Source organism: Streptomyces sp. TSRI0281, from assembly GCF_001905125.1.
Lineage (GTDB): Bacteria > Actinomycetota > Actinomycetes > Streptomycetales > Streptomycetaceae > Streptomyces.
This window is the reverse complement of record NZ_LWLE01000017.1, coordinates 88643-113703: the sequence shown is the minus strand read 5'-3', so window position 1 is coordinate 113703 and position 25061 is coordinate 88643. Positions and strand designations below refer to the sequence as shown.

Below are 25061 nucleotides of genomic sequence, written 5' to 3'. Positions count from 1 at the left end.
ACGCTGGCACCAGCTCCACACCGGCACCGTCGACTTCCGCACCTTCGGACACCTCGACGCCAAAACCCCCGCCGACACCGCACTCGACGCGATGGTCAACGACCCCACCATCCACCGCATCGAAGCCCACACCGACCTCCTGTTCACCCGACGCCACCTCTTCACCCGCTCCCACATCGAACTCGACTTCGGCGGCCACCGCGTCCACACCGAAGGCATCGAGAAAAACACCCACGACAACCCCTTCGGCGCCGTCCTCTCCTTCCGCGGCACCACCACCGACACCAGGGTCGAGCACGCGCTCGCCGCCAAGGTCATCGAACTCACCGACACCTTCCCGGTCCCGGACTCCAAGGCCTTCGCGGTCGGCCAGTGGTGGGCCGTGCAGGTCGCCCCGGTCGAGGGCGGCGGCGCGGACGAGCGCGAGCTCCAGAAGATGGTCGAGATCACCGAGATCATCGACGCCACCCACATCAGGATCGGCTACCTCAACGGCTGGGAGCTGGCCGCCGGGCGCAGGCTGACCTGGAGGCGCGTCGAGCCGGTCGTGAACGCCCACGTCCGCAACATGGACTTCGAGGGCGCGGGCGACGACGAGTACACCGGCTCGCACCCCGTCAGCTACGAGTACGCCGTCGGGTGCGATGTCTCCGGCATCCACGCCACCGGCAGCTTCTGGCCGGTCATCATGCGCCGCTGGTGCACCCGGTTCCGTACCGAGCAGTGCTCCCTGAAGAACCCGCCGACCGTCGAGTACGGCGGCGCGGGCTATCTCACCCAGCAGATCTACTGCCTGTACGGACGGGTCGCCGACTGCACCACCAGCAACGTCCGCCACCTCAACGACCTGACCGCCTCCGCCTACTGCACCGTCGTCAACTGCCACGGTGACGGTGACGACGCGGGCGGCAACCCGTTCACCACCCACGGCCAGTACGAGCACGACCTGCTCTTCGACGGCAACTCCGGACTGATGGACATCGCCAACTCCGGGGCGCAGTGGGGGATATCGGCCAAACGCATCACCGTGCGCCGGCATGTCTGCTCCTGGTTCACCGCGAACACCAAGATCACCGACCTGACGCTCGAAGACATCACGGTGATCGCCCGCCCGACGTTCGACCAGGCCGGCACCCTCACGGTGAACGCGGACGGCGCGCAGGTGCGCGGCTGCACCGCGAAGACCTTCGCCGTCGCCCAGCGCTCCGCCCGCTCCACCCGGCCCACCGTCATCAGCGACTGCTCCTTCGAACCGCCCGCCGGAGCGGTCCTCGTCCAGACCCCGGTCACCGCCCCCGTCCACTTCGTGCGCTGCACGTTCAAGGGGGTCGACGGCGCGATCCTGCGCGGCGCCGGACCCGTGCGCTTCACCGACTGCACGGTCACCGGGGCCGACGACGCGGCCCCGCTCTCCGTGGGCTCGGCCGATCTCAGGATCGACGGCGGCAGCTACGGGAACACCGGCTTCGAAGTCAGCGCCGTACGTGACCAGTCCGTCACCGTCACCTCGGGCGCCCGGTTCAGCGGCAGCAACAAGGCCAGGGCATTCCTCGGCCGCGCCGCGGGTCCGGGCACCGTCACCTGGGACATCACGGCCCTCAACAGCTCCACCACCGACGCCGCGACGGCCCATGTCCGCATCGAGGACGGCACCAACCACTACGCGGCGACCGGCAGCCGCTTCACCGGCGGCGTGCTCCATCTGGCACCCACCGCCCTGGCCTCCGCGCTGCACACCACCTGCGTGGAGCACGGCACCCGGCGCACCGCCATGCCGCAGAACGGTGACTCGGCCCGCACGGACGGGAACCTCCTCCGGTGACCGTACAACCGCGGACCACCACTCCCGCCGACGAACCCGCCCTGCGCGCCCTGTGGGACACCTGCTTCGACGCCCCGCAGATCACCGCCCTCCACGCGCTGGACCCGGACCGCCACCGCCACACCTTCGTCGCGGAGTCCGGCCCGGACGGCGGCATCGACGCGGTCGTGGTCTACGTACCGCGCCTGATCCGGGACGAGCACGGCACCCCGAGGCGCGTCGGCGGCATCGGCAGCGTCGCCACCCGGCCGGAGGCCAGGGGCCGGGGACTCGTACGGCTGCTGCTCGCGGAGGCCGTACGGACCATGGTGGCCGAGGAATGCGCCTGGTCCCTGCTGTTCACCGGCACCCCCGGGGTGTACCGGGGGTCGGGCTGGCAGGAGTTCCGCAGCACGTACACCGAAGGGGCGGTCACCGCGGCGGCGCCCACCGGGGCGTACCGGGTCCGCGAGGCCACGGCCGCGGACCGGGCGGCGGTGACCGGCCTGCACGCCGCCGCCCACGCGACCCGGCCCCTGACCTCGCTGCGCGCCCCCGAGGACTGGGCGGTCCGCGTCCCCGCCTGGTACGGCCCGCCGGAACGGTCACTGGTGGCCGAGGACCCGGCGACGGGCGCCGTCGTCGGCTGGCTCGTGGCGCAGTACACGCAGGAGTGCGCGGAGGTACGGGAGTTCGCGGGCGCGGCCGGGTGCCTGGACGACCTGCTCGCGGCGGTCGCCGGCCGGGCCCGCGCGGCGGGACTCGGCCGCGCACGGGTCCGGCTGCCCGGCACCGCCGACGCCTGGTCCGCGCTCCTCGTGGAGCCGCGCTCCGTGGACGAGTACGTGGGGATGGCCCGGCCCCTGCTCGCGACGGCCGCGGAGGTCCGGGACACGGTCACCGCCCCCGGAGCGGTCCACTGGTACGGCGACTGCTTCTGACCCGTGGGACGGCGGGGAAGGGGCCAAGTGCCGCTTCCCCGCCGCTGCTTGCGGGGGCCGTCTCCGGTGGGCGGCGGGTGCGGGGGCCGCTGGCCCGGACCGGGGCGGGACGTTACTGTCCGGTCCACGCACTTTCCGCACCTCTACGGCTGACGTGGGCCCGAGCCGACACGTCGGTACGCCGTGGAGTCGATACGCCGCAGAACCGAGAAGAGTGGTCCGTCATGTCCCGTCGCCGTCGCCACATCGCGATGATCGGCAGCCCCATCATCAGTCACATCCTGCCCAGCCTTGAGGTCATCCGTGAACTCGTGGACCGTGGACACCGGGTGACGTACGCCGACGACCCGGCCGTCTCCGAGCTGATCACGGCCACCGGCGCCGAGTTCGTCCCGGTCACCACCACCCTGCCCGTCGCGGACAACAACTGGCCGCAGGACCCCTACGCGGCGATGACCCTCTTCCTCGACGACGCCGTTCAGGCGCTTCCGCAGCTGCGCGCCGCGTACGACGAGGACCCCGCCGACCTGTACCTGTACGACATCGGCTCCTACGGCGGTCGCGCGCTCGCCGAGGCGCAGGGCAGGCCCGTGGTCCAGCTGTCCCCGGCCTATGTCGCGTGGAAGGGGTACGAGCAGGAGGTCGGGGCGCAGCTGAAGCAGCTTCCGGGCGCCGGCGCGTACCAGGAGAAGTTCGCCGCCTGGCTCGCCGGGAACGGAGCGCTCACGAGAGACGTGGACGCCTTCTCCGGCCTTCCGTCCCGGGCCGTCGCCACGGTCCCCCGGGCCATGCAGCCGCACGCGGACCGGGTGGACACCGACGTGGTCAGCTTTGTGGGCCCCTGCCTCGGCGACCGCTCCGACCAGGGGGACTGGACCCGCCCGGCCGACGCGGGCAAGGTGCTGCTGATCTCGCTGGGCTCCGCCTTCACGAACCGGCCGGAGTTCTACCGTCAGTGCCTGGCGGCCTTCGGGGATCTGCCGGGCTGGCATGTGGTCCTCCAGATCGGCAGGCATACCGATGCGGCGGAGCTGGGGCCGGTCCCCGCCAACGTGGAGGTGCACGGCTGGGTGCCGCAGCTCGCGATCCTGGCGCAGGCCGACGCGTTCCTCACCCACGCGGGCATGGGCGGCAGCAGTGAGGGGCTCTCCACGGGTGTGCCGATGATCGCCGTGCCGCAGGCCGCCGACCAGTTCGCCAACGCCGACCGGCTCGTGGCGCTCGGCGTGGCCCGGCGCATCGACACCGCCGACGCCACTGCCGAGGCCCTGCGCTCCGCCCTGCTGGAGCTGACCTCCGATCCGCAGGTGCGGCGCCGCTCGGCCGAACTGCGCGCCGAGGCGCGGGCCGAGGGCGGTACCCGGCGGGCCGCCGACCTCATCGAGGCCGAACTGGGCTGAGCCGTACGTCCTCCCTGCGCCGGCCCGGCCCGCCCTCCGGGCCATCGGCGCCGGGAGGATCAGGACGGGTCGGGCCGGCCCCGGTCGTAACCCCGCTCGCCCGACTCGCCGAGCGGCGGCTCGTGCGTCATGTGCGCGGGGGCCAGGACGCGCAGCGCGTGGTAGCCGATGACGACGATCAACGTGCCCAGCGCGATGCCGCTGAGCTCGAAGTTGTCGGTGAGGCTCAGGCTGACATCGCCGATCCCGACGATGAGTCCCGCGGCCACCGGCACCAGGTGCAGGGGGTTGGTGAGGTCGACGCGGGACCGGACCCAGATCTGGGCGCCGAGCAGGCCGATCATGCCGTAGAGGATGACGGTGATGCCGCCGAGGACGCCGCCCGGAATGGCGGCCACGACCGCGCCGAACTTGGGGCAGAGCCCGAACAGGATCGCGAAACCGGCGGCGCACCAGTAGGCGGCGGTCGAGTAGACACGGGTGGCGGCCATGACACCGATGTTCTCGGCGTACGTGGTCGTGGCGGGCCCGCCGACGGACGTCGACATCACCGTGGCGGCGCCGTCGGCCATGATCGCCGTGCCGAGTTTGTCGTCCAGGGGATCGCCGGTCATCTCGCCGACGGCCTTGACGTGTCCGGCGTTCTCCGCGATGAGTGCGATGACGACGGGCAGGGCGACCAGCACCGCCGAGAGGGAGAAGCTCGGGGCGTGGAACGAGGGCAGCCCGATCCAGTCGGCCCGGCCCACCCCCGAGAGGTCCAGCCGCCAGTGGTCGACCGCCTCGGCACCGCCCGCGGGGGAGTGGATCTTGCCGAGGACGCGGTCGAGGATCCAGGAGAAGCCGTACCCGAAGGCCAGCCCGAGGAAGATCGCGATACGCGACCAGAAGCCGCGCAGCACGACCAGGGCGAAGCCCGTGAAGACCATCGTGAGCAGCGCGGTCCACTGGTCCTGGGGCCAGTAGGTGCCCGCGGTGACGGGAGCCAGGTTGAACCCGATGAGCATGACCACCGCACCCGTGACCACCGGGGGCAGCACGGCGTGGATGACACGGGCGCCGACCGCGCGGACGACCGCACCGCACAGGAAGAGCACCGCGCCGACGACCAGCAGCGCGCCGGTGAGGGTCGCCGCGTCGCCGCCCTGCGTCCTGATCACGGCGGCGACACCGATGAACGACAGGCTGCTGCCGAGATAGCTGGGGATACGGCCACGGGTGATCAGCAGGAAGAGGATGGTGGCCACGCCGGATGCCATCACGGCGAGGTTGGCGTCGAGGCCCATCAGGATGGGGGCGACGAAGCAGGCCCCGATCATGGAGACCACATGCTGCGCGCCCAGCCCGGCGGTGCGCCCCCAGGTGAGCCGTTCGTCCGGTCTCACGACCTCGCCCGGCGCCAGGTTCTTCCCGTCGCCGTGCAACGTCCAGCGCACGCCGAGGCTCATGGTTGCTCCCTGTAGGTCTGTGCGGAGTGCCGGCCCGGTGCGGACATCCGGGTTCACCAGCGGAAATGATCGGAGCCATGCTAAGGGCTGGTCGCGTGGCCGGACGCCAGGGGAGCGGTGTCCCGGTAGGTTCTACGGCACAACGGCAGGAGCGTCCCGCACGGGTGCGCCGGGAAGCGGTCACCGGGGACGTCCACACAGGAAGGGGCCCCGCCGTGAGCGGAGCGGACCGGAACACGGTGTCACGCGAGCAGGTCCTGGCCTACCGGGTCGCGGCGCACCAGCTCGACCGCTCCTCTCCCCAGCCGGCGGTGCTGGCCCTGGGAGCGCAGGACACCCCGAGCGGTTCGGCGCGGCTCGCGCTCGCCGCGCGCGGCGCGTCCGCCGACGGTCTGGAGCTGCTCTGGTCGTTCCGCGGCGCGCCCCATCTGCACCGGCGTGCGGACCTCCCCGCTCTCGCGACCGCGCTCTGGCCGGTCGACGACACCGACGCGACGGCGCGGATCAGCAGCACTGTGATCAAGGAGGGCGCGAAGCTCGGCCTGGCGGCCTTCCGCGCCACCGCCGAGGCGTTGCGTGCGGTGGTGACCGAGCCGATGGCCAAGGGTGAGGTGAGCACCGCGGTCAGCGCGGCGGTGCCCCCCTCGCTGACCTTCTGGTGCGCCACCTGCGGTGCGCGGCACATCTCCGGACTGCTCTTCCAGCAGGCCGGGCTGCCCGGCGCCATCGGGGTCACCATGCGGGGCACGACCACGCTCGCCCCACTGGAGCCGGGCTATCCGCTGCCGTCGGCGGCCGACGGGACCTCCGCCCTGGTCCGCGACTATCTGCGCTTCCTGGGACCGGCCGCACCCGCCGACGCCGCGAAGTTCCTCGGCGTGAAACCGGCGGTGGCCAGGGCGGTGTGGCCCGACGGCCTGGCCGAGGTGACGGTCGGGGGGAAGCCGGCCTGGCTGCCCGCCGAGCGGCTGGAGGCACTGCTGACGGCCGAGCGCCAGGACCTCGTCCGGCTGCTCCCGCCCGGCGACCCCTTCCTCCAGGCCCGTGACCGCGGGCTCCTCGCCCCGGAGAAGTCCCACGAGAAGGAGATCTGGCGCGCGATCGGCTCTCCCGGTGTGCTCCTGGTCGGCTCGGAGCCCGCCGGGACCTGGCGCGCCAAGGCCGCCGGGCGCAAGGTCGATCTGACCGTCACGTCCTTCGGGCCGCTGACGGCGGCGACCAGGAAGCGGCTGGAGGCCGAGGCCGCGACGGTGGCCGAGGCGCGCGGAGCCGCTGAGGCCCGTCTGCACATCGCCTGAGGCCCGTCTGCACATCGCCTGAGGCCCGTCTGCACATCGCGTGAGGGCCGTCCCGCAGCGGAGCCGCCCGGCCCCGGCCGTACGCGGCCCGGCCGGGACCGTTCTCAGCGGGAGAGGTCCTCGGGGAGCAGCAGCCGCAGATCGTCCAGGCTCGGTGCCGCGACCGTGCTCAGCCGGCCCGCCTGATGGGTCATCATCTGCTCCAGCGTCTGCCGCGCCAGCCGCGCGTTGCCGAAGGCCGTGCCCCTCGGGAGGCCGTCGAAGTAGGTCCGCAGCGCGCCGGCCGTGCCCGGCGCGCACTCGTAGCCGCTGTCGGCCGCGTGCTGCCGGACGATCGTGACCAGCTCGTCCGAGGAGTAGTCGGGGAACGCGATGTGCCGGGGGAAGCGCGAGGCGAGACCCGGATTGGACCCCAGGAACCGGTCCATCTCGGCGGTGTAGCCCGCCACGATCACGACCACCTCGTCCCGGTGGTCCTCCATCAGCTTCAGCAGCGTGTCGACCGCCTCCTGCCCGAAGTCCGAGGACCCGGCGCCCGAGGGGGGCGTCAGGGTGTACGCCTCGTCGATGAACAGGACGCCGCCCAGGGCCCGTTCGAAGACCTCGCGGGTCAGCTGCGCCGTGTGTCCGACCCAGCGGCCCACCAGGTCCGCGCGCGAGACCTCCACGAGCTGTCCGCGGGGCAACACGCCCAAGGACGCGAGTAGTTCGCCGTACAGCCGGGCCACCGTCGTCTTGCCGGTGCCGGGCGGGCCCGCGAAGACCAGATGGTTGCTGATCCGGGGCGCGGGCAGACCGGCCTCCTTCCTGCGCCGCGCGGTGGAGAGCAGGTTGACCAGGTCCCCGACCTCACGCTTGACGGCCGCCAGACCCACCAGCGCGTCCAGCCGCAGCAACGGATCCTCGTCCTGCCCGTCGTCAGGCGAGCCGCCCGCCGGGGCACCCACGTCCTCCGCGGTCAGCACGGCCAGGTCCCGCTCGCCGGCCTCCGGCAGGGTGGACAGCCGGGACGCCTGCCGGTCCACCATCTCCTCGAAGACCTTGCGGGCGGTCCGGCCGTTGCCGAAGCCCGCGTCGCGGGGAATGCGCTCGAAGCGGGTGCGCAGCGCCGTACGGGCCGCCGGGTCCAGTTCGTAGTGGTGGCCGGTGCACATCCGCTCCGCGATCGTGACCAGTTCCTCCGAGGTGTAGTCGGTGAACTCGACGCTGCGGGTGAAACGGGACGCGAGACCCGGGTTGGACGCCAGGAAGTCCGTCATCTCCTTGGGATAACCGGCCGCCACCACCACCACGTCCTCGCGGTGGTCCTCCATCAGCTTCACCAGGGTGTCGATCGCCTCGCGCCCGAAGTCGGCCCCACTGCCGCCGCCGTCGGAGAGCAGGGTGTACGCCTCGTCGATGAACAGCACCCCGCCGAGCGCCCTGTTGAAGGTCTCGGTGGTCTTGATGGCCGTCCCGCCGATGATCTGCGCCACCAGGTCCGCACGCGACACCTCCACCAGATGCCCCGAGCGCAGCACACCGAGCGAGGCGAGGATGGAGCCGTACAGCCGGGCCACCGTCGTCTTGCCGGTTCCGGGCGGGCCCGCGAAGACCAGGTGACGGCTCATCGGCGGGGCGGGCATGCCGATGCTGGCCCTGCGCTGTGCCATCCGGTTCAGGTTGATCAGCGTCAGCACCTGCTGCTTGACCTCGTCGAGGCCGATCAGCGACTCCAGTTCGGCCACCGGGCCCGTACCGGAGGGGGGTTCGGCCGACGCCGGGGCGGAGCCACCGGGCAGCCGTCCGTCGCCCGCGGCCGCCGCGCCCTCCGCACTGCCCCAGGCGTCGGCGGACCCGTTCTCCGCGCTGGTCAGCCCCTCGACGGCGAGCCGGTCGCCGGCCACCGACTGGCGCACTCCGCTGCCCCGGTTGCCGCGGACGGTGCAGCCGGTCAGCGACACCGCGTCGGTGCCCTCCACCCGTATGCCGTCGGCGCCCGAACCGGTCACCTCGCACGCGCTGAGGGACGCCCGCGCGCCCGCGTCCACCAGTACGCCGTACTCGCCGGAACCCGTCACCACGGCGCGTACGGCGGCCACTTCACCCTCGGACGCGATATGCACGCCGGCGCCGCCGGAGCCCTCGACCTCGGTGTCGCGCAGCGTGAGCGTGCCGAGCGCCCCGATGTGGATCCCGGCCTTGGCGGAGGTGCGCAGCCGGCCCTTGCCGATGTACAGGTTGCCGTGCCCCGAGACATGGACCGCCGAGCCGCCCGACTCCTCGATGACGCTCTCCTCCAGCCGCCCCCTGCCGTCCTTGACGACCTCCACGCCGTGCGCACCGGCCCGGGTGACGGCGGCCCGCAGCAGCAGCGGGTTGGCGCCGCTGCGGATCACGATGCCGGACGCACCGCAGTCCCGGACCTCCAGACGGTCGAACTCGGCGGCCGAATCCTCGTCGAGCAGCACCCCGGTGCCCTTGGCGTCCTGGACCACGGTGGCCGTCAGCACCGGTGAGGAGAAGCCGGTGACCCGTACGGCGGGCTTCTCGGCGGTGGCGAACACGCATTCCTCGAACACGCCGCGGCTGCGTTCGGTCACCAGCAGGCCGTGTCCACCGGTCCGTTCGGTACGGCAGCGGGTCAGCGCCGGTGAACTGCCGCCGCCCAGAACGAAACCGTGCCCGGTGACATCACCGACGGAGACGTCCTCCAGGACGACCGGCCCGGCGCTGTTCACGAAGACCCCGACGACGGCCTTGCGGATCGTGCCGCGCACCATCCGGACCGAACTGTCCTCCTCGACGGCGACGCCCGGTTTCCCGGTCGCCGATATCGCGCAGTCCTCCAGCAGGACGTGCGCCTGCCCGTTGGTGAGCACCCCGTTGCCCTGGGTGTCCCGCAGCTTGCTGAAGCGCGCGGTGATCCGCCCCCGCTCACCGGCCACCACGGCGGACGTTCCGAGGTGCTCGACGACGCAGTCCTCCAGGAAGCTCTCGGCCGAGGAGGTGGAGACCACACCGGCGCCCGCCGGGTTGCTGATCCGGCACTGACGCAGCGCCAGCGATCCGCCGTCACGTGCGAAGAGCGCCGACCAGGCCGAACCGTGGACGTCGCACCGGTCCATCGCGAGCTGCCCGCGCGGCGCGTCGACCACCGGCAGTTCGTCGTCGTGGCCGCGCAGCACGAGGTCCCTGACCATCACGGCGTCCCCGGTGAGGGTCAGCGCCGTGCCGCGCCGGGGCGCCAGCTCCACCGTTCCCCGGCCCTCGGCGGCGGTCAGGGTGATCGCGGCCGGGACCGTCACGCTCTCCTCGTACCGTCCCGGAGCGATGCTGACGACCGCTCCGGCACGGGCCCGTGCGACGGCCTCTCCTACGGTGCGGTGGTCGCCCGTCCCGTCGGCGGCGACGGTGAGCATCTGACGTGACACGTTCTGACCTCCCGGACCCCGGCGCCGTGGGTACGGGGCGGAGACGCGCGGCATGTAGGGCGTGGGAAACTGCTGGGCTCATCATGCCTGTTGCCGCAGGTCGCCCGCCATGGTGGTCGGCATTCCCGGGCCGCGGAGGCGTCGGCCCGCCGCGCGTCGCGGGGCAGGTTCCGCCCGTGCGGCGCGCGTCGCTACCATCGGCGCATGCGATCTTCGAGGTCCTCGGTGTCCCGTGCACTCGGACCGGTAGCACTGGCCGCCCTGCTCCTGATACCCGGCACCGCGGCTCCGGCCGGTGCGGCGGAGGAGGCGGACAGCCCCTCGTTGCCGGGAATGCCCGTCACGCTCGCCGAAGGCCGCCCGTGCACTCCGGCCTCGGCCAAGAGATCGGCCCAAGTCCCCTGGGCGCAGAGCTTCCTGGGGATCGACCGGGCATGGGAACTCAGCCGGGGCGCGGGGGTGAGGGTCGCCCTCATCGGTACCGGGGCCGATCCGGCGCGGGTACCGGCGTTGAAGGGCCGGGTGACCGGCGGCCCGGACGTGGTGGCGGGCGGCACCGTACGGGACGACTGCGTCGGCTACGGCACGTTCCTGGCCGGCATCGTGGCGGGCGCGCCTCAGCCGGGTCTGAAGGCCGCCGGGGTCGCTCCCGAGGCCGAGGTGATCGCGGTGCGGGCCACCGACCGGTACGGCGCGACGACGCCCGGGGCGCTGGCCAAGGCGATCCGGGCGGCCACGGCCTCCGAGGCGCGGATCGTCCAGGTGGCGCTGAGTGTCCCTTCCGCGCCGAAGGAGCTGAAGTCCGCCGTCCGTGCCGCGCAGGAGGCCGGGGTCCTGGTGGTGGCGCCCGCCTCGGCCCGGGAGTGGGAGAGCGGCGCGGGGGTGCCCGACGCGGTGAACGGCCCCGCCTACCCGGCGGCGCTGCCCGGGGTGCTCGCCGTGTCCTCGGTGGGGCCGGGCGGGGCGCCCGAGGGGAACGGCACCGTGAAGGGGCGGCGTGCGCAGCCCGGTCTGAGTGCTCCCGGCGTCTCGGTGATGGGGCCGGGGCCCGGCGGCCGGGGCCAGTTCGTCGGCCGCGGGGACGCGGTGGCCGGTGCCTTCGTCGCCGGTACGGCGGCCCTGGTCCTCTCCTACCACCCGCGGCTGACCGCGGATCAGTTGGCGCACCGGCTGGAGTCCACGGCCTACGGAGCCGTGGGTGACGCGCCGGACGCCGACCTCGGTGCGGGGATCGTGGACCCGGTGCGGGCGCTGTCCGCCGTACTGCCCGAGGAGCTCGCGCGGCCCCCGGCCGGACCGAAGAGCGCCTCGGCACCGGCCGTGCCGCCGCTCGACCCGCCGCACCTGCGCAACAGTGCGCTGGCCGTGGCGGGTTCCGCGACGGGGCTGGTGCTGCTGGTCGCCTTCCTGGCGGTCGTGCTGCCCCGGGGGCGCCGCCGCGGCTGGCGTGCGGGCCGGACCTCGGGGCCCGTCACGGAAGCGGACTGAGCTCCGGTCCCGGTCACGGCCCGCGGCCCGGAACGGGCTCAACGTGCCACGGTCCGCCGGGTCGCGCTCATCGCGCCACGATCCGGCGCAGCCACCGGGAACGGGCTTCGCGGGCGTCCTGGCTGAGGACCGCCCGCGGAGCGAGGGTGTCGAAGCCGTGGAAGGCACCGGGCCACACATGCAGTTCGGCCTCGCCACCGGCCCGCCAGATCCCGTCGGCGTACGCCACTGCCTCGTCCCTGAAGGTCTCGGCCGAGCCGGCCTCGATGTAGGCCGGGGGCAGCCCGGACAGATCCGTGGCGCGGGCGGGGGCGGCGTAGGGCGACACTCCGGCCGTGCCGTACCGGTCGCCGAGCACCGCCTGCCACGCGGTCGCGTTGGAGGTCCGGTCCCAGGTGTCGAGACCCGCCATCTGGTGGCTGGAGAAAGTGGTGCCCCGGTCGTCGAGCATCGGGCTCAGGAGCAGCTGACCGATCGGAACCGGCCCGCCGCGGTCGCGGGTCAGCAGGGCGAGCGCCGCGGCGAGACCACCGCCCGCGCTCTTGCCCCCGAGAATGACGCGGCCCGCGTCGAGGCCCGCTCCGGCCGCGTGACCGGCCGCCCGGACGAGTCCGGCGTAGCAGTCCTCCACGGGGCCGAGGTACGGCGCCCCCGGTGCCAGCCGGTACTCGACGGAGATGACGGCGAGCCCCAGCGGGAGCGCCCATTCCCGGAGCAGCCGCGGAAGCACGGACCGGGCGTTGCCCATGATCATGCCGCCGCCGTGCATGTAGTACAGCAGCGGCAGGGGTCCGGCGACCCCGGCGGGCCGCGCGCTGACGAGGGTGACCTCCCGCCCGTCCCGGTCTGCGGGGGCCCGCAGCTCCTCCACCTCGAACCGGCCGTCGGCCCGCAGTGCGCGAAGCGTCGGCACGGGCCGGGCGGAGGCGTCCCGCCGCTGCCTGGCCGCGAGGCCCTCGGGCGTGACCGGCTCCCGTGCCGGCGCGCCCACGGCCGCCAGCGCGGCACTCAACTCCGGGTCGAACGGAGGGGCGTGCCGCGCCGGCGCGTCAGAACGGCGCTCCCCCGGCCTGCCACCGGTACCCACGGCGGGACCTATTCCTCGCCCTCCGTGTCCGGCAGCAGCGGGGTCTGCACCTGGACCACACCCCTGCGGGTGATCAACTGGGCCCGGCCGGGCGGCAGTTGCCTCGGCTTGGTGTCGTTGAACAGATAGCCCTCCGAGGGCGGGCAGGAGAGCAGCGCGGCGGGCGTGTTCACCTCCAGGAGGCGGCGCAGCAGCGGGTCGTTCATCGCCCGCGCCGCACCGTTGGCGCTGCGCGCCACGATCAGGTGCAGGCCGAGTTCCGCGCCCTGGGCCAGGTAGTCCAGCAGCGGGGCGAAGTGGTTGGACATGCCGCTGGACACCATGTCGTAGTCGTCCACGACCAGGAAGACCTGTGGGCCGTTCCACCAGTCGCGCCGCTTCAGCTGGGCGGGCGAGATGTCCGCGCCCGGCAGCCGCTCCTTCATGGCCCGTGCGACGCCGTCCACCACCTGCTTGAGTACGTCGACGGAGACGGCGTAGCCCAGCCGGTGCGACTCGGGAACGCTCTCCAGCAGCCCGCGCCGGTAGTCGATCAGCATCACCCGCGCCTCGGCGGGGGTGTAGCGCTGGGCGATCGCCCGGCAGACCGAGCGCAGCAGGTTGGTCTTGCCGGTCTCCGCGTCGCCGACCACCACCAGGTGCGCGGTCTGCGCGAAGTCGTGCCACATGACGTCGAGCCGGCCGCCCTCCAGGCCCAGCGGCAGCCGCAGGTCGCCATCCGCGCCGACCTCCGGGTCGGGCAGGTCGGCGGGGTCCAGGACCGTGGGCAGGGTGCGGACCGCGGGTGCGGGCGGGCCCTCCCAGTGCTCGGCCACCCGCGCCACCGCGTCGGCGACGCCCGCTCCGAGGTCCGCGGCGCTCTCGCCGCCGTCCACCCGCGGCAGGGCGGTCAGGAAGTGGTGCTTGGAATCGGTCATGCCGCGGCCGGGCGACTTGGGGATGGTCGCGGCGGCCCGCATGTTGATCATGGAATCCATGCTGTCGCCGAGCCGCAGCTCGAAACGCGTGCCGAGCTGGTCCCGCAGCGCGGTGGGAATCTCCGACCAGCGGCCCGCCGCCACGATGAGGTGGACACCGTAGTTGAGACCGCGTGCCGCCAGCGCCGTGAAGGTGTCCATGATGTCCATGAAGTCCTGGCGGACCGTGCCCCAGCCGTCGACCACGAGGAACACGTCGCCGTACGGCTCGTCGGGCATCTCGCCGGCCGCCCGGCGGGCCCGCAGCGTCGCCATGGAGTCGATGCCCAGCTCGGCGAACTGCTTCTCACGCCGGGCCACCAGCCCGTGCACCTCGGCCAGGGTGCGCTGCACCCGCTCCAGGTCCAGCCGGCCCGTGACACCGCCCACATGCGGCAGGTCACGCAGCGCGCCGAGCGAACCACCGCCGAAGTCCAGGCAGTAGAACTGGATTTCGCGCGGCGTGTGGGTGAGGGCGAGCGACATGATCAGGTCACGTACGAGTGTGGACTTGCCGCTCTGCGGCCCGCCCGCGATGCCGACGTGACCGCCCGCCCCGGACAGCTCGGCCAGCAGGGGTTCGCGGGTCTGGTCGAAGGGCCGGTCGATGATGCCCACCGGCACCGTCAGCCCGCCGTGCAGAGCGGAGTCGACGGTGGTGAGGCCCCGCTCGGCGTCCACCTCCAGTCCCATCAGCAGGGTGTCCAGCGACAGCGGAGCGTCCAGCGGCGGCAGCCAGACCCGGTGCGCGGGCCTGCCGCCCTCCCGCATCCGGGCCACCGCCAGCGCGAGCAGGGTCTCCTCGCTCTCCTCCTCCGTCGCCGCGGCCGGCTGCGGGTCCGGATCGGGCGCGGGAACGCGGGGCGCGGTCCACTCCGTGCGGTACGGGACCACCTGACCGGCCACGGCCGACGCGCCGACCCTGCGGACACCCTGGTAGGGCCCGGAGACGTAGGCGGCCTTGAACCGGACGAGGGTCCCGGTGTCCTTCTTGAGGATGGCGCTGCCGGGGACGGACGGCAGCTGGTAGGCGTCCGGCACACCCAGGACGCCCCGGCTCTCCATGGAGGAGAACGTGCGCAGCGCGATCCGGTACGACAGGTGCGACTCCAGCTGGGTCATGCGGCCCTCGTCCAGCCGCTGCGAGGCGAGCAGCAGATGAACACCCAGGCTGCGGCCCAGCCGCCCCACCATCACGAAAAGGTCCATGAAGTCGCGGTGCGCGGAGAGGAGTTCACTGAACTCGTCGACCACCACGAAGAGCGTCGGCAGCGGCACCAGGTCGGCGCCCGCCGCCCGCGCCGTCTCGTACTCGAAGGCCGACGTGTAGTTCCCGGCGCTGCGCAGCAGCTCCTGGCGGCGCATCAGCTCACCGTGCAGCGCGTCCTGCATGCGCTCGACCAGCGAGGACTCGTCGGCGAGGTTGGTGATCACGGCCGAGGTGTGCGGCAGGCCGTCCAGGCCGAGGAAGGTGGCGCCGCCCTTGAAGTCCACCAGGACGAAGTTGAGCTTCTCCGACGAGTGGGTGAGCGCCAGGGCGAGCACCAGGGTCCGCAGCAGCTCCGACTTGCCGGAACCCGTCGCGCCGATCAGCACGCCGTGCGGGCCCATACCGCCCTGCGCCGCCTCCTTGATGTCCAGTTCCACCGGTGTGCCGTCCCCGGCGAGCCCCAGCGGCACCCGCAGCCTGGCCCGCTCGCTCCGGTCGGCGCGCACGCCGTCCAGATCGACGGTGTGCAGGTCGGGCAGGCCGAGCAGGGTGGTCAGCTGCACGTCCGAGGTGAGCGCCTCACCGTTGTCCGTGGTGATGCCCATCCGATAGGGGGACAGCAGTGTGGCCAGCGCCCTCGCCCGCCGGGGACCCAGCACATCGGGCCTGCCGAGCGCCGCCGTGGTCTCCTTCCCCGACCGGTCGGTGCTCACCAGCTCCAGCTGCCGCTCGGAGATCCGCAGCCGCAGCGTGTGGCGGGACTGACGCCAGGGCAGCGAACCGGCCACGTCCAGCGTCACGGTGTTGCGGTACCCGTCGGTGGCCAGCCGGGAGTCGGCGGGCGTCCGGGAGCTGTCCAGCACCACGACGCAGTAGGGCTCCTCGGCACTCGGCGAGGCGTCCGCCTCGAAGGCGGGCCGGCCGGTCAGCTCCTCGCCGAGCAGCGATTCGAGACCCAGGACGGAATCGGTGACCAGCCGCACGGGCCCGCCGCCGTCGACGTCCGTCGGATGCTGGGCGTGCGGCAGCCACTTCACCCACTCCCAGGCGTCCCGGCGGTCGTGGTCCGCCAGCACCACGATCCGCAGGTCCTGCGGCGCGTGGAACACGCTCAGCTGGGCCAGCAGGGCCCGCACCATCGCCTGCGCCGCCTGCTCGTCGCCCTGGAGCAGGACGCGCGCGTAGGTCCGCAGATAGACCGCGACCGGCTGGTCCGGCACCGTGCCGTACGCCTTGATGAAGCGGCGCAGCGCGTGCGCGGACAGCGGCTCCAGATCCTCCACCGGCTTGGTGCTCAGCGGCGTCAGCTTCGTGCCCAGCTGCTGCTCGCCCACCGCGATCCGCACCTCGGCGAAGTCCGCGTGCGCGGCCCGCCGCTCCCACAGCCTGGCCGTGGGCACCAGGCCCCACAGCGACGCCGGGTCCGGGTGCGACCACGCCTGAGCCTCCCGCTGCTGCGTGATCACCTTGCGGATGCGCCTGCGGCTGATCGACAGGTAGCGCATGTAGTCGCGCCGCTCACCGAGCAACGCCCGCTTGCGGTCCCCGGAGGCCCGCACGATCTGCGACACCAGCATGCCGACGGCCGACAGCCCCATCAGCCCGATCGCGACGTACATCATGGGTCCGCCGCCGCTGCCGGGGCGCAGGAAGATGAGCACCATGCCGAGCGAACTGAGCGCCATCGGCATGTACGTGATCATGTTGCCCATCGCGCTCTGCGTCTCCGGCACCGTGGGCGGCTCCTGGAGGCTCAGTTCGCCCTGGGGCATCTCGGGGCCAAGACGCCGGGGAGGCCTCTTGAAGAGGACCACGCTCAAAGGGAATCGCCTTCCTGAGGGGTGCCGGCGGTTACTGTGACGCCGCTTCGAGGTGACAGCACGTCAAACGCCTGCGGTACGGCCGACGACACAGGTCCGCAGGCCGGGGGGTGGGCGGGAACGGGGTTGCCGATCATCGCGGCACCCCACAACGTACAGACTGCACGCACAAGTTAATGTGATCAATCTGACCGCGTCGACCACTGTCCTGGAAGGCGATGAAACGCGCTTGACCGACATATCCGCGGCACCCCTGTGCCGCCTCACGGTGCTGACGCCCGATCGCTCCGTCGAACTCGCGGTGCCGTCCGACATCGTGCTCGCCGACCTGATGCCGACCATCGTCGACCACGGGGGCACCGACCTCTACGAACGCGGAGCGCAGGCCGGCGGCTGGGTGCTCCAACGCCTCGGCCAGGAGCCGCTCGACGACGAGAACACGCTCGGCGACCTGGGCCTGCACGACGGCGAGACGGTCCACCTGCGCCTGCGCGGGGACGCCCTGCCCGAGATCCATTACGACGATCTCGTCGACGGGCTCTCCAGCCGGCTGCGCGAACGCCCCGACTCCTGGCGGCCCGTGTGGTCGCACCACCTCATGACCGCGCTCGCCCTGAGCGCTCTCGCCACGGGTCTGCTGCTCCTGCTGCTGCCCGGTTCCCCGGGAATCAGAGCGGTCTGCGCGGCGGGGACCGCGATCCTCCTGCTGGCCGGCGCCGGAGCCGCCTCACGCGCGGTCGGGGACGTCGGCGCGGGCGGCGCGCTCGGCGCGGCGGCCGTCCCCTTCCTCGCCCTGGCCGGTGCGCTCGTGCCCCAGGGCGCCGGATCCGACGCGGAACTGGGCGCCCGGCTGCTGGCGGGCTGCTCCGCGGCGGCGGGCGCCGCCGTGCTCGCGGTGGCCGCCGTGGGCGCGTGCGCCCCGCTGTTCCTGGCCGCGGCACTGGCCGCGGTGCTCGGGGCCATCGGCGGCGCCGTGATGCTCTTCGGCGTCACGCCCACGGGCACGGCCGCTCCGCTGATCCTGGCGGTCGTCCTGCTGGGACACTTCCTGCCCTCCCTGGCGTTCCGCCTGTCCGGCCTGAAGGTCCCGCTGCTGCCCACCAACGCGGGCCAGCTCCAGGAGGGCATCGACCCCACCCCGGACGAGCAGATCGCCGCCCGCGGCGCCGTCGCCGACGGCTACCTCACGGGCCTCTACGGCGCCACCGGTCTGGTGGCCGCGGGCTGCCTCACGATGCTGGCGTTCGAGACGTCCTGGGCGCCGCTCACCCTGGCCGCGGTCCTGTGCGCGCTCCTGTTCACCCACGCACGGGGGATCGGCGGCGCCTGGCAGCGCCTCGCCGTCGTCCTGCCGGCCGCCTACGGTGCCGTACTGCTCACGGTGCTGCTGGTCCTGCGGCTGGACGCGGACTCCCGGCCGCTGCTGCTCGCCGGTCTGCTGGTCGTCGCGGCGGTGCTTGCCATCACGGGCTGGACGCTCCCGGGCCGCCGTCTGGTGCCCTACTGGGGGCGCGCGGTCGATCTGCTCCACCTGCTCTTCGCCATCGCCCTCGTCCCGCTGGCCCTGCTCGTCGCCGGTCTCTACTCGTATCTGCGGGGCCTCAACAGCTGAGCCCGCGGTCCGGCGTCCGCTGCCGGACAAGCAGGCCGATCCCGGGGTCCCGGGGGCGCAAGCCCCGGACCCCGGGCCCTCGCGCGCCGGGCCGATGCCCGGTCGGAAAGGCAAGGAATGCAGTCCAGGCGGGACCAGGTCCACGCGCACATGTTCGTCATGGGCCGACTGTCACTGGGAATGCTCCGGGACGACCCGGACGCCCCCGAGTCCGCGCACCGGCGGACCTCGAAGGGCTTCGTCATCGGCCTCGTGGTCGCGGCGCTGGCCGCACTCGTCGTCGCGGTGTACGGGCTGGTGGTGCCCGGCGGTTCGAACGCGTGGAAGGCCACCGGGACACTGGTGATCGACGAACGCTCCGGCGCCCGCTACCTCACGCTCGACGGGGTCCTCCACCCGGTCCTGAACGAGACCTCGGCCAGACTGCTGGCGGGCGACCGGATGAAGGTGGTGAGCGTCAAGCCCGCCTCGCTCCAGGACGCACCGCGCGGCGCGACCCTGGGCATCGTCGGCGCGCCGGACCCCCTGCCGCAGCCGGGCTCGCTCAGCCGCGCGGCCTGGTCGGTGTGCGCCACCCGGACCGACGCCGCGAAGGCGCCGCTCCTCACCGTGGCCGTCGGGCTGACGGCCGAGGGCCGGCCCGTCACCTCGGACCGGGCCACCCTGGTCCGCAGCGTGCCGGGCGATACCACGTACCTGCTCTGGCACGGCACCCGGCTGCGGCTGAACACCGCGAACTACGCCGTCCAGTCGCTGGGCTACGACCCCGACGGGGCGCACCCCGTCCCCGACGCCTTCCTCAACGCCCTGCCCGCAGGACCGGATCTGGCGGTGCCGGAGGTGGCGGGACGCGGCAAGGCGGGGCCCTCACTGGCGGGCCGCGCCACCCGGGTCGGGCAGCTCTTCGACGCCTCAGGCCGCCACTACCTGCTGACGGAGCGCGGTCTGACCCGGATCACCGCCCTGGAGGAGGCGCTCCTGAAGGGCGATCCCCGTACCCAGCGGACCGCGTACGCCGGGGGACCCGTCGCACTCCCCAGGATCGGCCCGGACGACCTGGCACGCCACCAGGACCCGAAGGAAGCCCGGCTCGTGGGTGCCTCGGGAGGCGCGGTCCCGACCGAGCTGCCCGGCCCGAGGCCGGTCGGCGCCGGCGAGGGCGTCTGCGCCGTCATCGGCACCGCGGACGGCAGGCCGACGATCTCCGTCGTCCTGCCCCGCGCGGACGCGGTGGGCGGCCGGGCGGTGTCCAACCAGCCCGGAATCATCGCGGGTTCCGGAGCCGCCGACCTGTTCGCGGTACGCCCGGAGGGCGGCGCACTCGTCACGGCGCTCTCCTCCGCGGGCACGGGCACGGCCCACTACCTGGTCACCGAGTCGGGGGCCAAGTACCCGATCCCCGGCGGCGACAAGGGACTCCAGCGGCTCGGCTACAGCGCCGGGCAGTCCGTCCCCGTCCCGTCCGGCGTCCTCGGGATGCTGGCGTCCGGTCCCGCGCTGGACGACACCACCCTGCTGGCGCAGGGGCTGGTGGAAGCGGCGGAGAACGAGGCGCCGCAATAGCGGACTTCCCTCCGCCTTAAGGGAATTGAGCTTTCTTTGAGGATGGGGAAGCCGGGAGGCAGGCGCTTTCTACGGCATTGCCGCAGCTCACGCACGCCTCGAAGGTGAACACTCGGAATTGACGTGGAACATCCGTGCCAAGATCCCGTACGGCGTATTAACCTGATGATCCGTCGACTACCGGAGGGCGTGATTCCCGGTGTGGTCGACGTGCCGTGCACCCGTCGTGCCGTCGTGTTCCCGCAGCGTCCAGGAGGACCCCCATGTCTGATGTCTCCGGCTTCAACGTCAACTCGGCCGACGGCCTGTCCAATGATGAAACAGCGATGCTGGAGACGCTGAAGACGCTGGACCAGCACCTTCGCGACATGGATGAGGCCGGCCGCAAGGTCAGGACCATCCAGGGCCAGGTCCGGGGTGCCTACCAGGCGGTTTCCTCCGAGACCCACGCGGCGGGCATCGACGAGTGGCTCAGGGCCCACGCCCGGGTCATGGAGCGCACCCAGTTCTTCCGTGAGGGCACCGCGATGGCCAACCGGCTCCTCGTGGACGCCGAGCACGAAGCGAACACCTACGCCGGCGGTATCGCCGACGTGATCAACCCCAGGTGACCGTCCTTCCCGCCCTTCTCCCTTTTCGTTCCCCGCTCTCTTAACGTCCCACGAGGAGTTCCGTCATGACCGTCAAGATCAGTCACCAAGGGGTCCTGGACGCCGTCAAGAACATGGACGCGGCCCAGCAGGAGATGAAGGAGGCGCTCGCCTGGATGGAGAAGAACTTCGGCGCGCTGCGCGACACCCTGAGCGGTCAGACCCGTACCTCCTGGGAGGAATTCCAGGCGGAACTGGCCAAGATCAAGCTTCAGCTCGACGAGCAGTACGGCGTCGCCCGGACGACTCTCCAGCGGATGCACTCCCGGCAGATCGACGGGGACATCGACGGCGGCCGCGGCCTGAACGGTCTCCAGGGCAGCTGACCAGGCGTAACGAACCGACTTCTGTGAGGTGTGAGCATGGCTGGTGACGAGAATCCGGGCGACATCTTCCAGTCGACCGACGGCGTCTATCTCAGGTACGCGAATCAGGAGCTCCCCACGTTCCGCCGCGACCTCACGGTCAAGGCGGAATACGTGAGTCTCGGAGCGAAGATCCCGCTGGCCGTCGGGAACCCCGAGAAGTGCACGCAGGCGAAGGCGCTTGAGGGCCAGCTGGAGACATACCGCGCCAGTATGCGCACCCGGTACGAGACGGCCATCACGCTCATGAACAACTTCTCCGCCAGCCTGCGGGACGTGGAGACCAAGCACAAGGACGCCGAGGACGACTCCACGAGCATCGGCGGCACCCTCGCCGACGAGTTCTCCGAGATCCTGACGCCGAAGGGAAAGTGAAACCATGGCCGAGGTGACCCCCGAGGTGCCCGCCGGAATGCCGGCCAAGTGGGAGGACATCCTCGCCATGTTTCACGACGGGACCACCAAGCTTCCGGACCGGAACCTGGTGGCGGGCTCGGGTGCCAAGAAGTGGATCACCAAAGAGGTGAACGGCCAGTGGTTCAGCGGCACTCCGAAGCTCAAGGCGAAGGAGTGGGGGCTGGACGGCTGGTACGCCTTCGCTTTCCCCGCCAGGGCGAAAGAACAATGGCTGATGTTCGGGTTCGGCTACAACTGGGCCGACTTCGGCAACGATTCCGGCGCCTTGATGGAGTTCACCGGTGCACCCGGCCCGATCTTTGGATCGGTGGTGTCCGGGACGAACAAGGATGCCAATGCGGCGTCGTCGCGCAAGGCGTCCGAGATCCTCAACAACATGGAAGTCTGGACGGACGGGTGGGCGTCCAAGTTCAATGAATGGGCCGAAAAGGTGGGGAACGGCTCGGAGGAACTGCAGGGGGAGTCCGCCGAACTCTTCGAAGCCGTTCTTCTGGCGGTGAAGCGTTCGCTGCAGGAGACCCAGTCCTTTTACCTGGGTGGTGCGCTCAAGGACAACCTCGTCACGGTGAGCGATCAATTGTGGACCACCATAGGAACGCTGAGGAAGAACTCCTGGGACTGGTTCGACAAGCGGGAAACCGTGGGCACGAGCGCTGTCGAGCACCATGAAGCCGGGTCCATCGCCATGGCGTTCACCCACCTGAACGCGCAGTTCCTGAAGGTGATGAGCACCCAGAACCCCAAGTCGGACCATGACGCGACGAAGAGTGGTCCTGACTGGGGCGGTATAGAGGCCGCAGCGAAGACGAGCTGGCTCAACGGTGTCAAGACCGAGCTCGACGACAAGTCCGCGCAGGCGATGGTCGACCTGGCGACGGCCTACGACAGGGCGAGCGGCAAGCTCTCCGACGCGAACTCCATCGTGAAGCCGACGTTCACCATCTCGCTGACGGCCGAGGAACAGAAGAACTTCTACGGCGACACCGGTACGGGCGGTGACGGCGGTCCCGGCGGTGCCGACGACTTCCTCAACAAGTTCAAGGAGATGCTCGGCGGCGGCGGCGCCGGCGGTGATGGTGCGGGCGGTGACGGCGGCGGCACCGGAGGCGGTGCGGGCGGTGGGGGCGGCGGCGATCTGGGCCTCGGCGGCCCGCCTCCGGTGACCGGGCCGAGCGGGGGCACTTCCGGCGGCAACCTCCCCAACACCAGCAACCTCGGCCTCGGCCCGCCTCCGGTCACGGGAGCCAGTGGCGGTACCTCCGGTACGGGCAGCGGCGGGTCCCTGACGGTCCCGGCCGGATCGCGCATCGACCCCAAGACCGGTGCCGTCACCGATGCCAAGGGCAAACCGGTCCTCGGTGCGGACGGCAAGCCCCTGATCGTGCCGCCCGGCTCCACCATCGGCCCCGGCGGTAAGATCATTTCACCTTCGACGGGCGGCCCGAAGCCACCGACGCTTCCGAGCGGCTCCACTTCCGGGGACTCGATACGGGGCTTCGGGGTCGACGCCGAGGGCAATGTCATCGTCCCCAAGGGCACCAGGGTGGACGCGCAGGGAAATCTGATCGGCGCGGACGGCAAGCCCCTGACCAACATGTACGGCGGGAAGCTCAGCGTTCCGCCGGGTTCCCGGATCAACGCCGACGGCACCATCACCGACCCGCAGGGCAAGCACATCACCGAGAGCAGCAACAACCTGAAGACCCGCAACCCCAAGTCGCTGGACGAGCTGCTGAACGGTCAGCGTCGTCCGTACACATCGAGCGGCGACCTCTTCGGGGGTTCGAAGGGCGCCTCCGAGAACCTCCGCAAGCTGTTCGACGGCAGCGGCAGCGGCAGCGGCAACGCGAACCGTGAGCCGACCTCGGTGGTGTCCGGGCTCAGCAACCGGGCCCGGGCCGCCATGGGGCTGCCCGCGACCCCGGCTGTCCCGCCGGTGCAGGGCAACGTGTCCACCCAGTCGCTCGGCGCCCTCGGGCGGGGCGGGGCGGGCGGCGGGGCGGGGAGCGGCATGCCCTTCATGCCGCCGATGGGCATGGGCGGTGGCGGCGCCCCGGGCGGCGGGGGCAACGGCGGCGACCGGCAGCGCAACGTATGGCTCTCGGAGGACGAAGAGGTGTGGGGCACCGAGCCCGACGCCGGAACGGGCGTGATCGGACGATGAGTTCCGCAGGGGCAGACACCGGTGTGGCGACGGCCGCGGATTCCGCCATGCCGCCGGTGCCCGACGACATCCGTGCGGCGGCGCGCACCGCACCCGACCACTGGTTCGGCACGGTGGACCCGGCGTGGCGCGGTGACGGCGAACCCCCGCTGTGGGCGGTGATCGGGCAGTGGCGTTCGGACGCCGACGGCGAGATCGTCGAGTGGCAGCGGAACGCCGAGTACCGGCCCTCGCCCGGCATGCTCGGCTGGCCCGAGCCCGCCGACGAGGTGGATGCGGCCATGCAGCTCGCGGCCACCGGTTACGGTCCGGTCGAGAACGTCGCCCTGGCCGTGGTCAGTGCCGAGCTGGCCGTCCTGGTCGCGCCCGGCGGCGGCGCGGTCAGCGCCTGCACCCCGGACGGTGACCCGGTGGTGCCGGTCTTCACCTCGCCCGTCCATCTGGAGCGGGCCGGTGCGCTGGCCCATCGGGTGCTGTCGGTGTCCGAGGCGTTCGCCCTCGTACCCGAAGGCCAGGACATGTACCTCAACCCGACGGGCCCCGTGGCTCTGCGGCTGTCCGCCGAGGACCTGTCCCGCGCGGTCGACGTACTGGAAGCGGCGGAGGCCGCGGCGGAAGGCAAGGAGGAGCAGGACTGATGGTGTCGTTCCAGGAGCAGCTCGCGGAGGCCATGGCCGGCCTCGCGGAGCAGACGAAGAAGATCCAGCAGGTCCAGGAGGAACTGGCCAGGGCATCCGCCTCGGCGACGTCCAAGGACCGGATGGTGACCGCCTCGGTCAACGCCCACGGCGAGATCCTCTCCTTCAAGTTCCACACCGAGGGCTACCGCACGATGCCCGGCGCCCAGCTCGCCGAGGTACTGAAGTCCACCGTCAACGCGGCGCGCCTGGAGATGAATTCCAAGGTCAGCGGCTCGGTACGGCCACTGATGGGAAGCCAGGAGGATCTGGCGACCGGGCTCTTCGGCGGTGGTCAGCTCGACGACCTGCTTGCCCCGTTGCGCGAGATGCAGCCCGGTGGCCTGACCGAGACGGTGCTGGGGGACGACCGCAAGAAGACCGGGAACCGCGGCGAGGAGGACGAGTTCTATGGCTGACGGAACCCTCAGCGTTCCCGAGAACCTGCCGCAGAGGTTCACCCAGTTCGGCGCCATCTCGCGGATCGTCGATGAACTCGGAGTCCTCAACGACCGCATCAACGTGGAGAACAGGACCGCGGGCGGCAGGGACGACGTGTACGCGAAGGAGTACCACAAGTTCGTCGACTCGACGGGCAAGGGACTCACGTACGGCCTCGAAGGTCTCTCCGATCTGCTCGAAATGGTCGGCATCAAGGGCAACAAGGCCTCGGTCATCCTGAACGACGCCGAGAACGACGCCAACCACATCGCCGCCGGCTGAGCCGGCCGAACTTTCGAAGACGCGGAAT

General features: G+C 71.9%; 18 protein-coding genes. 14 read left to right on the top strand and 4 right to left on the bottom strand.

The features are described from left to right. The 3 genes from A6A29_RS23415 to A6A29_RS23405 form a co-directional block, all read left to right on the top strand. Positions 1 to 1822, top strand: a 1822-nt coding sequence (locus tag A6A29_RS23415) for a peptidase C14 (RefSeq protein WP_107468297.1), incomplete at its 5' end; no start/stop codon positions are given. Then, a complete protein-coding gene (locus tag A6A29_RS23410) occupies positions 1819 to 2742 on the top strand; it encodes a GNAT family N-acetyltransferase (protein WP_073722557.1) in 924 nt (307 codons plus the stop codon). The genes A6A29_RS23415 and A6A29_RS23410, both read left to right, overlap by 4 nt. A 224-nt stretch (positions 2743 to 2966) precedes the next feature. Then, positions 2967 to 4142, top strand: a complete 1176-nt coding sequence (locus tag A6A29_RS23405; RefSeq protein ID WP_073722556.1) for a macrolide family glycosyltransferase — start codon at positions 2967 to 2969, stop codon at positions 4140 to 4142. A gap of 59 nt (positions 4143 to 4201) precedes the next feature. Here A6A29_RS23405 and A6A29_RS23400 read toward each other — a convergent pair whose 3' ends face one another. Next, positions 4202 to 5590: a uracil-xanthine permease family protein gene (locus A6A29_RS23400; protein ID WP_073722555.1), complete on the bottom strand. Its 1389-nt coding sequence runs from the start codon at positions 5588 to 5590 to the stop codon at positions 4202 to 4204. Between the two features lie 215 nt (positions 5591 to 5805). Here A6A29_RS23400 and A6A29_RS23395 point away from each other — a divergent pair, with 215 nt between their 5' ends. Further along, on the top strand, positions 5806 to 6888 hold the full coding sequence (locus A6A29_RS23395) for a DNA glycosylase AlkZ-like family protein (RefSeq protein ID WP_107468296.1): 1083 nt from the start codon (positions 5806 to 5808) through the stop codon (positions 6886 to 6888). 104 nt (positions 6889 to 6992) lie between these two features. Here the strand turns inward: A6A29_RS23395 and A6A29_RS23390 are convergent, their stop codons facing one another. Further along, on the bottom strand, positions 6993 to 10301 hold the full coding sequence (locus tag A6A29_RS23390) for a right-handed parallel beta-helix repeat-containing protein (protein WP_073722554.1): 3309 nt from the start codon (positions 10299 to 10301) through the stop codon (positions 6993 to 6995). 204 nt (positions 10302 to 10505) lie between these two features. Between A6A29_RS23390 and A6A29_RS23385 the strand changes: the two genes are divergently transcribed. Continuing rightward, a complete protein-coding gene (locus tag A6A29_RS23385; protein WP_073722553.1) occupies positions 10506 to 11789 on the top strand; it encodes a S8 family serine peptidase in 1284 nt (427 codons plus the stop codon). Positions 11790 to 11856: 67 nt separating this feature from the next. Here A6A29_RS23385 and A6A29_RS23380 read toward each other — a convergent pair whose 3' ends face one another. Continuing rightward, complete coding sequence (locus A6A29_RS23380; protein WP_241838619.1) at positions 11857 to 12801, bottom strand: alpha/beta hydrolase; 945 nt, start codon at positions 12799 to 12801, stop codon at positions 11857 to 11859. A gap of 83 nt (positions 12802 to 12884) precedes the next feature. After that, a complete protein-coding gene (gene eccCa / locus A6A29_RS23375; protein ID WP_073722551.1) occupies positions 12885 to 16814 on the bottom strand; it encodes a type VII secretion protein EccCa in 3930 nt (1309 codons plus the stop codon). Between the two features lie 277 nt (positions 16815 to 17091). Here eccCa and eccD point away from each other — a divergent pair, with 277 nt between their 5' ends. The 9 genes from eccD to A6A29_RS23330 all read left to right on the top strand — a co-directional run bounded on the left by eccD (position 17092) and on the right by A6A29_RS23330 (position 25033). After that, the gene (eccD, locus tag A6A29_RS23370) at positions 17092 to 18474 is read left to right on the top strand and encodes a type VII secretion integral membrane protein EccD (RefSeq protein WP_073722550.1); all 1383 of its coding nucleotides are present in this window, start codon (positions 17092 to 17094) and stop codon (positions 18472 to 18474) included. Positions 18475 to 18591: 117 nt separating this feature from the next. Then, complete coding sequence (eccB, locus tag A6A29_RS23365; protein ID WP_073722549.1) at positions 18592 to 20037, top strand: type VII secretion protein EccB; 1446 nt, start codon at positions 18592 to 18594, stop codon at positions 20035 to 20037. Positions 20038 to 20300: 263 nt separating this feature from the next. Beyond that, entirely contained in the window at positions 20301 to 20648 is a 348-nt protein-coding gene (locus A6A29_RS23360) for a hypothetical protein (RefSeq protein WP_073722548.1), read from the top strand. Positions 20649 to 20713: 65 nt separating this feature from the next. Continuing rightward, positions 20714 to 21013 (top strand): hypothetical protein, encoded by a 300-nt coding sequence (locus A6A29_RS23355; protein WP_073722547.1) that lies wholly within the window; start codon positions 20714 to 20716, stop codon positions 21011 to 21013. A 36-nt stretch (positions 21014 to 21049) separates the two neighbouring features. Beyond that, entirely contained in the window at positions 21050 to 21427 is a 378-nt protein-coding gene (locus A6A29_RS23350) for a hypothetical protein (RefSeq protein ID WP_073722546.1), read from the top strand. 4 nt (positions 21428 to 21431) lie between these two features. Continuing rightward, positions 21432 to 23633 (top strand): hypothetical protein, encoded by a 2202-nt coding sequence (locus tag A6A29_RS45385; protein ID WP_073722545.1) that lies wholly within the window; start codon positions 21432 to 21434, stop codon positions 23631 to 23633. Then, on the top strand, positions 23630 to 24271 hold the full coding sequence (locus A6A29_RS23340) for a type VII secretion system-associated protein (protein WP_079182964.1): 642 nt from the start codon (positions 23630 to 23632) through the stop codon (positions 24269 to 24271). Before A6A29_RS45385 ends, A6A29_RS23340 begins: the two co-directional genes overlap by 4 nt. Beyond that, the gene (locus A6A29_RS23335; protein WP_073722544.1) at positions 24271 to 24729 is read left to right on the top strand and encodes a YbaB/EbfC family nucleoid-associated protein; all 459 of its coding nucleotides are present in this window, start codon (positions 24271 to 24273) and stop codon (positions 24727 to 24729) included. Before A6A29_RS23340 ends, A6A29_RS23335 begins: the two co-directional genes overlap by 1 nt. Continuing rightward, positions 24722 to 25033 carry a hypothetical protein gene (locus A6A29_RS23330; protein ID WP_073722543.1) on the top strand — a complete coding sequence of 104 codons (312 nt, stop codon included), beginning with the start codon at positions 24722 to 24724 and terminating at the stop codon, positions 25031 to 25033. The genes A6A29_RS23335 and A6A29_RS23330 overlap by 8 nt, the downstream gene beginning before the upstream one ends. The last annotated feature ends 28 nt before the right edge of the window (positions 25034 to 25061 follow it).